The following is a 10,291-nucleotide window of genomic DNA, read 5'->3' on the forward strand; positions in this document are numbered from 1 at the left end:
GTTAGTGGGTTTCCTTTATGTGTTTATGATAAATATATCCGGTCCCAGCTGGCACCATTCTACCTACTATAACGTTTTCCTTAAGACCTAATAGATAATCTTGTTCTCCAAAGCTGGCTGCTTTGGCTAATACTCTTGTGGTTTCTTGAAAAGATGCAGCTGATATAAAAGAACATGTAGATAAAGAAGACTTTGTTATCCCTTGAAGAACGTATTCATAGCTTATTATATTGTGTCCAATACTCAATAGAGCTTTGTTTCCTTGGTCTACTCTTGTTCTTTCAAGCTGTTCTCCAATATAGAATGAAGCACTCCCTTTGGAGATAACCCTAACGTACCTTAGCATTTGTTTTACAATGACCTCTATATGTTTGCTGTTTATGTTCACTCCTTGTGTTTGATATATAGTTTGTATTTCAGTTGTAATGGAAACCAGCAATACTTCAGAACCAAGCGTCTTTAAAACTACAAAAGGGTTTATTGTTCCATCAGTCAATGAGTCTCCTTTTTTAACGTACTGTCCATTTTGGACATCAATTCGGGTTTCAGAGCTCAATGATAATATCTCAGCTTTTGAGTTATTAGTGTTAATGCTAGTAATGATTGCTTTTAGGACAACGACTGAATCAGGTTTAACGGAAACAAAGCCTGGAACTGTGGTAAGTACTTTTGTGTCCTTTTGTATTCTAGTCTCAAAAGCATCAGTAATACGCATCAAGCCACCTGTTATGTCTCTATTCTTTTTAGCGTTAAATGGCACATAAGCTACAACCTGTCCAACAGCTACGTATTGAACGACATCCGATATAACAATGGTTCCTGGCATCAGTAATAACTTCCTTGAATAACCGTTTGGATTGAGCAGTTCAAGAGTAGGTCTTTTTGGTCCCTTTGCGTTCCTTATTATAAAGGTAGTCTTAGCTTTTCGAGTCTTAGTGGGTTGGAGTTGAACCGCTTCATTGTTCACAAAATGCCTAAGCTTAATCACCCCGTCGGTCTCTGCGATGAATGGTTTATTAAACTGATCCCACGTATATAGAACATCCTTTCGATCCACATGTTCGAGCTCTTTGAATAAAACCACAGACCCATACGGTACATAGAAATTACGTTGTACTTCCTTGGTTCTGGTTAGTATTATCAGCTTACCTGCCTTAGATATAGACAGCCTTTCCTGAGTTCTATTCGACACTAGCCTAAGCGAACAATGTATATATATAACACCTTTGCTTTCAGCTTTAACGTTCGACCAAGTATCATATGAAGCCACTCCTCCAACATGGAAAGTCCGCATTGTCAGCTGCGTACCAGGTTCACCTATAGATTGAGCAGCAACAACTCCTACTGCTTCCCCAATGCTAATAGGAATACCTGTACTTACATCACACCCATAGCACATAGCACATAGACCACCCTGTGAACTGCATGTTAATGGAGTTCGAATGTGGAAGGTATCAATGTTGGGTTCCATTAAAGTTTCTAACGTAGCCTGTTCAATAAGAGTGCCAGCATCACATATTACTTCACCGGCTGTTGATATAATTCCAGAAGAACAGAACCTACCAAGAGACCAACTTGATACATGCCCTAGCTCATGTTTGTTCTTTAAAGTGATCAGAGCATTTATGCCAGTGTTCGAGCCACAGTCCCATTCTGTAACTACAATCTTCTGAGCTACATCAACTAGCCTGCGTGTTAAATAGCCTGAGTTAGCTGTTTTAAGTGCTGTATCAGTAAGTCCTTTCCTGGCTCCGTGTGTAGATATGAAGTATTGTAATGTGGTTAGGCCTTCGCGGAAGTTTGCAGTAATCGGAGTCTCAAGGATTGTTCCGTCTGGTTTTACCATTAAGCCTCTCATTCCTGTTATCTGTTTTATTTGATCTGTTGAACCTCTAGAACCTGAATTAACCATAGCGTATATTGGGTTTGGTTTGGTTGTTTTAGATAGTTCAAACAGCAGAGAGTTCTTTACATAGTCTGAAGCTTTGGACCATATTTCCATTAGACCATTGTAACGCTCTAGCTGAGTTGTTAGTCTGTTATAGTATTGCAAGTTCTGGTCTTCAACCGCATCCCAAGCACTTAACGTTATTCCATCTTTCTCTTTTGGTGTAAGCATGTCTTCAATGCTAATTGAAATACCAGATATAGTTGCTATGTTAAATCCACATTGCATAAGCTGTTCTATAAAACTAATGGTGGCCTGTTTAGAACTCCTGAGTATAGAAGCTTGAACAATGTCTGCTACTTCTTTCGCTTTTAATGTTCTGTTTAACCTATCGAACAATATGTTTGCAGGGAGAAGCTTGGAGAGGATTGCCCTACCGACAGTTGTGGACCAAACTATATAGAAGGCTTCGAAGGATCCTCTGTGTTTTATGGTTTCTTTAATCCTAATTCTAATGTAGCAGCCTAGGTCCATAATATCTTTAGACTGAACATATATAGCTTCGTTGGCATCGGAAAGAGGAGGTCCTTTTCTATGTGTGTTCTTAAGTAGCATTGAACATGTGTATAGCCCTAAAACCATATCTTGAGCAGGTATCATTATAGGACGTCCGTTTGATACTGATGTAAGGTTGTTGTTTGGAGTGATGAGGTGTTTAGATTCCAGTTGAGATTCCAGTGATAACGGCACATGCACTGCCATTTGATCTCCATCGAAGTCTGCATTAAAAGCAGAACATACGAGTGGGTTAAGTTGGATTGCATGGCCTTCTACTAATACTGGTTCGAGTGCTTGAATGCTAAGTCGATGAAGAGTTGGTGCTCGGTTCAGGAGAACGTAACGGCCTCGAACTGCTTCATCTAATGCTTTCCAAGCTGCTAAAGACCTGTTGTCAATCTCCTTCCTTGCAGCTTTGACATTTGCTGTTAGACCGAGCTTTCCCAACTTCCCGAATATAAATGGTTTGAACAGCTCTACAGCCATTGCTTTTGGTATTCCACATTGGTGCATCTTAAGGTTAGGTTCTACTGTTATTACTGAACGGCCAGAATAGTCAACTCGCTTACCTAATAGATTCTGACGAAACCGACCAGCTTTTCCTCTCAGTAGTTCAGACAAAGACTTTAAAGGCTTCTTGTTCGATCCAAGTGTCGGGTTGGGTTTCCTGTTGTTATCAATTAAAGCATCAACCGAATCCTGAAGCATGCGCTTTTCATTCTTTAACATTATATCAGGAGCTTTTAACTCTATTAGCTTCCGCAGTCGGTTGTTTCTGTTTATTACCTTTTTGTATAGCTCATTCAGGTCAGAAGTTACAAGCTTGTCTTCTGCTAATGGTATAATTGGTCTGAGGTCAGGAGGTAGTATTGGGAGGGCATTAAGTACCATCCATTCAGGATTAACACTTAGCTTTTTAAATGCCGCTAAGACTCTCAAACGACTCAACATAGGTTTCGTTTTAAACAGCTGGACTTCACTTGCAAGGGATTCTCTAATGCTACTCATTTCTGATTCTATATCTATTAAGCGTAGTAGCTTCTTAACACCTTCAGGACCAGTCTCAGCTTTAAAACATCCACTATGAAGCTTTGTTCTGTATTGATATTCTTCTTCTGAAATGACTGAACCTAGTCTCAAAGAGCTACTGCCAGGTTCAGTGACAATGTAAGCGTTCAAATAGATTACCTTCTCAGCTTCATTTGAAGTCACATTAAGTATAGAGCTTAGGTTAGTTGGAGATGCTTTTAGGAACCACAAATGTATAACAGGAACTACAAGCTCTATATGGCCTAACCTTTCTCTTCGTGCTTTTGATAGGGTTACTTCAACACCACATTTCTCACATACTATTCCTCTGTATTTAAAATAACGATATCTACCACACAAGCATTCGTAGTTTTTAATGGGTCCAAAGATCTTACAACAAAACAGACCATCTTTTTCAGGACTCAGGGTACGATAGTTGATGGTGTCAGACGTTTTAACTTCTCCATATGACCATGCTCTTATATTGCTAGGAGACGCTAGACTGATTCTAACGGACCCAACCGCTTTATCATTCTCGACTTGATATAGAGACTTTAAAAGGAATTGTTCGATACTGTTCATTTAACCTCCGACTTCCAACAGAACACCAAGTGATCTAACTTCCCTTAGCAAAACGTTAAAAGACTCAGGAACACTAGTTCTTAAAATGAAGTTGTCCTTAATGATGTTCTCATACATTTTAAGCCTACCCCATATGTCATCAGATTTAATGGTTAACATTTCATGTAAGGTATAAGCCGCTCCATAGGCTTCCAGTGCCCAAACTTCCATTTCTCCAAACCTTTGACCTCCAAACTGAGCCTTTCCACCTAATGGCTGTTGAGTTATTATAGAGTATGTTCCAGTAGACCTAGCGTGCATTTTGTCTTCGACTAGGTGATGAAGCTTAAAGTAATACATGGTTCCAACGGTTGCTGGATATTTGAACCGCTTCCCAGTTACTCCATCAGTTAGGAACAGTTGGTTCTTAGTTTGTGTGGTGTCTAACATGTAGGCTGTTTTCAATGGAAATGCGGCTTCTGAAGTACGCTGTATGTCTTCTTCGTTGGTTCCGTTAAATATTGGAGAGGCAAATGACACACCATTTATCAAAAGCTTTGCAAGTCTCAAAATGCCACTACCTACTAATCTACTAATATTCTTACGTTCTTTAGCTGAGTTAAAGATATGATATAGAACATCTCTAAGAGCAGAAAGTATTTTAATAGAGCTTTTATTCAATATTAATTTGATACGTGTTCCTGTGGATTTAGCTGCTAAACCTAGGTGAGTTTCAAACACTTGTCCAACGTTCATTCTAGAAGGAACTCCTAGTGGGTTGAGGATTATATCAACAGTACGTCCATCTTTTGTGTATGGCATATCTCTTACTGGAACAACTTTAGAAACCACACCTTTATTTCCATGTCTCCCTGCCATTTTGTCTCCAGGTTGGAGTGTACGCTTCGTTGCAATTAATACCTTTACAACTTTTAGAATCCCAGGGGAAAGATCATAAACACCTGTCGCCTTCTCAACCTTTCTTCTCAATACCAAATACAACTCCGTTCTAGCATGTTCCATGATTGAGCGCTTTTCTTTGAATGTTATGTGGCACAAACTGCTGTTGGGTTCCATTGTTAACCATATGTACGGGTCTATAGACTGGAGTATACCTACCTTTATACTGCAGCTGCATCTAATGAGAAGCCTCCCAACATATGAAAAGCTGTCTTGTTCAATGGCATGTATTTTGTCTCTCAGCTTTCCATTGAACATACTATGTTGTTTGCTGTTGTGGTTAACCGCAGTAGTTGCTTTGAAGACTTGAGTATATATAACAGTACCTTGGACACTTGGGGGAACTCGAAGAGATACGTCTCTAACCTCAGATGATCTCTCACTAAAAATGGCATTCATAAGCTTTTCTTCAGCTGTTAGAGTTACTGTTTCTTTAGGAACCACTTTTCCAACCAGAATATCTCCAGCATCAACTTGAGAACCAGCTCGTATTATGCCTTCATTGTCCAACTTGTTTAACAGTGTGTCTGAATTCCCAGGTACTGTATTTGTGGTGGCTTCTTTACCAAGCTTTGTGGCACTTACGGTTAATGCGAACTCTTCAAGATGTACCGAAGTGAAAATATCTTTACCAACCAAGTATTCTGACACTATGACTGAATCTTCGAAGTTATAGCCTTTCCAAACCATAAAAGCTACTAGGACATTTTTACCTAAGGCCAGCTCACCTTTATGGGTAGAGACACCATCTGCAATAACTTCACCTTTAGAAACATTGAAGCCATAGTAAACAGTAGGTCTAAAACTAATGTAGGTGTTCTGATTTGTTCTCTCAGCTTTGACCAGCGTATGTATCTCAATGTGGCTACATTCAGTGGTTATGGTTGGTAAAGACCTGATAATAAGCCTAGAAGAATCCGCAAAGACTATCATACCAGCTTCTTTAGCAACAACACAGGCTTTTGTGTCAATGGCTACAGACATCTCCGTTCCAGTACCAATCAATGGACTTCTGGGGATAATACAAGGAACTGCTTGTCGTTGCATATTAGAACCCATTAACGCCCTGTTTGCGTCGTCGTGCTCTAAAAAAGGAATCAATGAAGTGGCAACTGATACGGTTTGTTGTGAGCTAGCATCTATATACTGAACGTCAGCAAGCTTAGCTAGAGTTATGCCCTGTGCTCTTCTGGCTAATACTTTGCTATGGTTTCTTTGATCCAAGGAAGTTATTGTGAAACCTTCTTCTTCAGAGGCTGTGAGGAACTGAACACTTTTGTTTATCCTTTCAGGAGTTACTTTTCGATACGGAGTTTGTAGAAGCCCATGTTCGTTCACTTTGGCATGGACAGCTAGAGAACTTATTAAGCCTATGTTCTGGCCCTCTGGAGTTTCAACCGGACAAACCTTACCATAATAGGTTGGATGTACGTCTCTAACCTCAAACCCTGCATGTTCTTTAGTTATTCCGCTTATGCCTATAGATGTCAGTCGTCTTTTATGGGTGAGCTCGGACAAAGGGTTAGTTTGGTCCAAAAGCTGGGACAAGTGAGACGAAACAAAGAACTCATTGAAAGCTTTGCATATTGGTCTGTAGTTAATGTTTGCAAAGGAAAGGTTACTATTGTTCTTGCAGTTATCTATAATGTTTTTGATTGCTTGTTCAACCGCTAAGAAACTATTCCTGAACAAACTCTCTAATATCTCACCTACACATCGTATTCTCCTATTGCCCAAATGGTCTACATCATCGCCTTCAATAGAGTTATTCTTAACGAGCATTAGGTATTTAAATGCTTGAATAAGGTCTTTGACTGATAGGAGGCCTGAACTAGATGCTTTTGTTTGGGGGAAGGAAAAAGCACGTAGATTAAAAGCTAAACGTCCGATATTTGAAATATTGTACGTGCGTTCATCTGTTAGTATTTTATTGAAAGCTTCCTTCACTAAGTCTGGATATATGGGTTCTCCTGGTTTCATTGATCTGTATATATGTACTTGTGCATCATAGATATCTATTGATTTATCTGCTTTAAGAGTCTCTTTTAAATATTTAAAGTAAGCTTTGGATCTGAATGGACAACGTATTATTAAGTTAACAATACCAAACTTTCTGATCTTATTCAAAAGCAATCCGTTAATCTTTCTGGGTCTTTTAGGTTTTAATATCAGAATATACTCTAAGCTGGAGAATACTGAGTCATTGATTAACGTTTCCTTAATGTTCCTACTGACCAGTCTTTTTAGTTGGTTGTTACAAATCATGGTGTGGTTTTTAATAATGATCTTGCTGTTTTCATAGATACTAAAAGGTATTGGTTCTCCTTTCAGTTCAATTAAAGGTAATCCGATTACAACTCCCAAACGATCCAACTTAACTAAACGCTCAACAAAGCCTGGAATGATTTTAGATTGAAGAACACCGAAGCTTTTAAGTAACGTTGTTGCTGGAAGCTTTTTGCTTTTATCAAAGCTTAAATACAGGATGTTACTTCGAGTTAATTCTAACTGAACCCAAACTCCATAGAGCGGAATAACTTTTACTGCTACGTTAGGATCTTGTTCTTGGAATAAACCTTGCTTCTTTCGTTCAATATATATGCCAGGTGTCCTATGCAGCTGTGAAACTACGACTCTGTCCACTCCGTTAATCAAGAACGTGCTGCTTTGTGTCATTAGTGGAATATCTCCAATAGCTAACGGATATACATTCCAACCCTTACTCTCTTTCTCCCATTGTGTTCCATTACAGTTCCTGAAAGATACTTTAACTAGAATGTTTAAGGACGAAGAATATGTAAGCGAACGGCTTCTACATTCTGCAACACTTAAAACAGGTTCAGAAGCTGAATACCTGATGAAGTCTACATTGATAAGTCCGTTGTTAGAATTAACTGGAAAGGCTCTACAAAATATCCGTTGTAGACCAAGTTGTTGTCTGTTTGTAACTGGGGTTTTGTGTTGTAAGAACTTATGGAAGGACTCCTTTTGGATTTGAAGTAGGTTAGGAATATTATGCATGTAGCTACATTTGGTAAAGCTCTTTCTTTGGAACGCTAAGAAATCAATATTCATCATTCTACGTTTGCTTTAGCACCAACGGTTTCTATCTTGGCTTTAACTTCTTCAGCTTGCATCTTGTTCAGGTTTTTCTTTATCAGCTTTGGAACATTTTCTACAATGTCCTTTGATTCTTTGAGTCCTAAACCAGACACCTCTCTGATAATCTTAATAACAGCTATTTTGTTGTTACCAACATCAGTTAGAACTACTTTAAACTCTTTGCTATCAAGATTGTCGTTAGCCTTTTGTCCTTTGGTATTTACATTAGCTTTCAAATTGGTTAGACTACTTGAGATATTAAACCTTTTTGCGAGTGCTTCTATCAACTCATTTAACTCTGTTACGGACATTGACTCAATCTGTTTCAATAACTCGTCTTTAGTCTGCACAAGCCCTCCTATATTGTTTTGTTGGTTATTGTTCTTAAAATGGTTAGAAACTTAACCACGATATACCTTAGAACTAAATATAGTTTAGCTGTTAACTCGCTTTTGGTTGGAAGGTTTACTATTCTGATGATATCTTCTTTTTCTATCAGTTGTTGGTTGTTTTGTATTGCAAACTTAATATTGTTCGTATGGACATAGCCTGAGTCTTTGAGAAGTTGGGCAATAGCTTTTAGGTCTTTACCATAAACATGCATTAATTGGCCGGTAACATTAACTCTCATTTCTTTAGCAAGGTTCAGGGATTTCAACGTTGCTTTCAATAAGCTGTTAGGAAATACTTTTATACATATGTTCTGAGAAGCAGCTTCAAGTCTAAGTTGTGTTAGCAGTTGAGAGTTTATATTGCTGAAGTCACAATAAACAGCCAGCGTATGAAGTCTCATTAGTTTTAATATTGCAGCTGCACCAACTTTGTTCTTTTTAGAGACCTTCATTTAGGAGAAGTTCCAGCTGTCAAAGATGCTTTAACGAACATAAACATAAACATATACGCATACCTTCATTCATTGTACTTGAGAGTACTACTTTCTTTAGATAGCTGTTTGTGGATACATTAGTTGGTTTGAGCTTTAAAACTTCTCTGACTATGCGGGTTATGTTTTCACTAAGAATAAAGAAAGGAAAGCTTAGTTTACCTATTGATACATTTATAGAACCGGTCTTACTAGCGTGAAAGCTTGCTTTTCTGTTTATCAACCCTAAGGAGCTTTTGATGGAATCTTTTGCAACTATAATCTTTGTTGGTTCTAGACCTGAGTAGTTTAATGTGGTCTTTAAGCTGTTAGGAATCAAAAGCACTTGCAGCTTGCGGGTTATTATATCTCTAGGTTGAAAGTATCTGTTCTCAACAACATATATTCCTGCTTTCCTGGCAACATTGATATTAAGGACTGCGTGTTTATGACGTTGGGTTAAGCTTGGTTCGGGTTGAATATGGACTACTGCTAGTTGGGATGGTTGATATGAACCAAGCAGCTTTGAAGTATATACCATATTGTGGTTAGCTTTAAAAGAGTCATGTAACACAATTGAAATAGAAACTGTCTCTTCAAACCTCGAACTGGTCTTTTTCTTTATATGGTTAACTGCTTCTATTATAGGCCAATCTTTATTCATAGTGTGTACCGGTTTTCACTTTGATTCCCATAGTCTTTATGGTTCCTTTGATTGTTTTGATAGCTTTGTCTAGAACTACCGTATTTAAGTCTCTGAGCTTTATCTCAGCAATGGCTTTTACGTCTGTATAGTCTATATATTTTGTATTGGGTTGAATGGAATCATCTCTAGACAGCTTCTTAATTAAAACAGAGGTCATTGTAGTTCTTGTTCTGATATTGAAGCTTTTGTCTTTCTGGATGCTTACAATTGTAGGTATCAATGTTCCTGTTTCTATGTGGTTCGTTAACATATTGAAAGAGCTACAAAACTCCATAATATTTACTCCCTTTTGACCCAATGCTGGTCCAACTGGGGGACTTGGGTTCGCTTTACCTGCTGGTATGACCAATCTCAAAGTGCATGCTGGCTTCTTTGTATCCATGGAAGTACTAGGAGCTAGAACATAGGGTTGATAGTCTAGGAGAACAGCCTTAAAGTATGTATGATGAGGCTATCGTATATGTATGAGGCTAACGAAGCTAACGAAACAATGAACAGACTGACAGCAGAACATACTACTGCTTTCCACCCCAACCTTCTCCGGGATACCTTTCCTACTGAGAGTTCCCACACATACTCCCTCACAAACATCCTCTTCTGTTTACTACTGACCCTAACTCCACTA

4 protein-coding genes and 2 pseudogenes are annotated in these 10,291 nt (G+C 38.5%); all 6 read right to left on the reverse strand.

Annotation, left to right across the window (positions count from 1 at the left end; translation table 11 throughout):
- Position 1: 1 nt before the first annotated feature.
- Positions 2-3,991 (reverse strand): annotated as a pseudogene (rpoC, locus tag TPPER_RS01115) (DNA-directed RNA polymerase subunit beta'); the annotation flags it as partial.
- 66 nt (positions 3,992-4,057) lie between these two features.
- Positions 4,058-8,035: pseudogene (gene rpoB, locus TPPER_RS01120) on the reverse strand (DNA-directed RNA polymerase subunit beta); the annotation flags it as partial.
- Positions 8,036-8,070: 35 nt separating this feature from the next.
- Positions 8,071-8,448: a 50S ribosomal protein L7/L12 gene (rplL, locus tag TPPER_RS01125; protein ID WP_099336932.1), complete on the reverse strand. Its 378-nt coding sequence runs from the start codon at positions 8,446-8,448 to the stop codon at positions 8,071-8,073.
- 8 nt (positions 8,449-8,456) lie between these two features.
- Positions 8,457-8,942, reverse strand: coding sequence for a 50S ribosomal protein L10 (gene rplJ, locus TPPER_RS01130; protein WP_099336933.1), 486 nt, complete (start codon positions 8,940-8,942; stop codon positions 8,457-8,459).
- A gap of 19 nt (positions 8,943-8,961) precedes the next feature.
- A complete protein-coding gene (locus TPPER_RS01135) occupies positions 8,962-9,624 on the reverse strand; it encodes a hypothetical protein (protein WP_099336934.1) in 663 nt (220 codons plus the stop codon).
- Positions 9,617-10,021, reverse strand: coding sequence for an uL11 family ribosomal protein (locus TPPER_RS01140; protein WP_236859558.1), 405 nt, complete (start codon positions 10,019-10,021; stop codon positions 9,617-9,619). Before TPPER_RS01140 ends, TPPER_RS01135 begins: the two co-directional genes overlap by 8 nt.
- Between the last annotated feature and the right edge of the window lie 270 nt (positions 10,022-10,291).

The organism is Candidatus Tremblayella phenacoccinincola (genome assembly GCF_002682985.1).
Lineage (GTDB): Bacteria > Pseudomonadota > Gammaproteobacteria > Burkholderiales > Burkholderiaceae > Tremblaya > Tremblaya phenacola_C.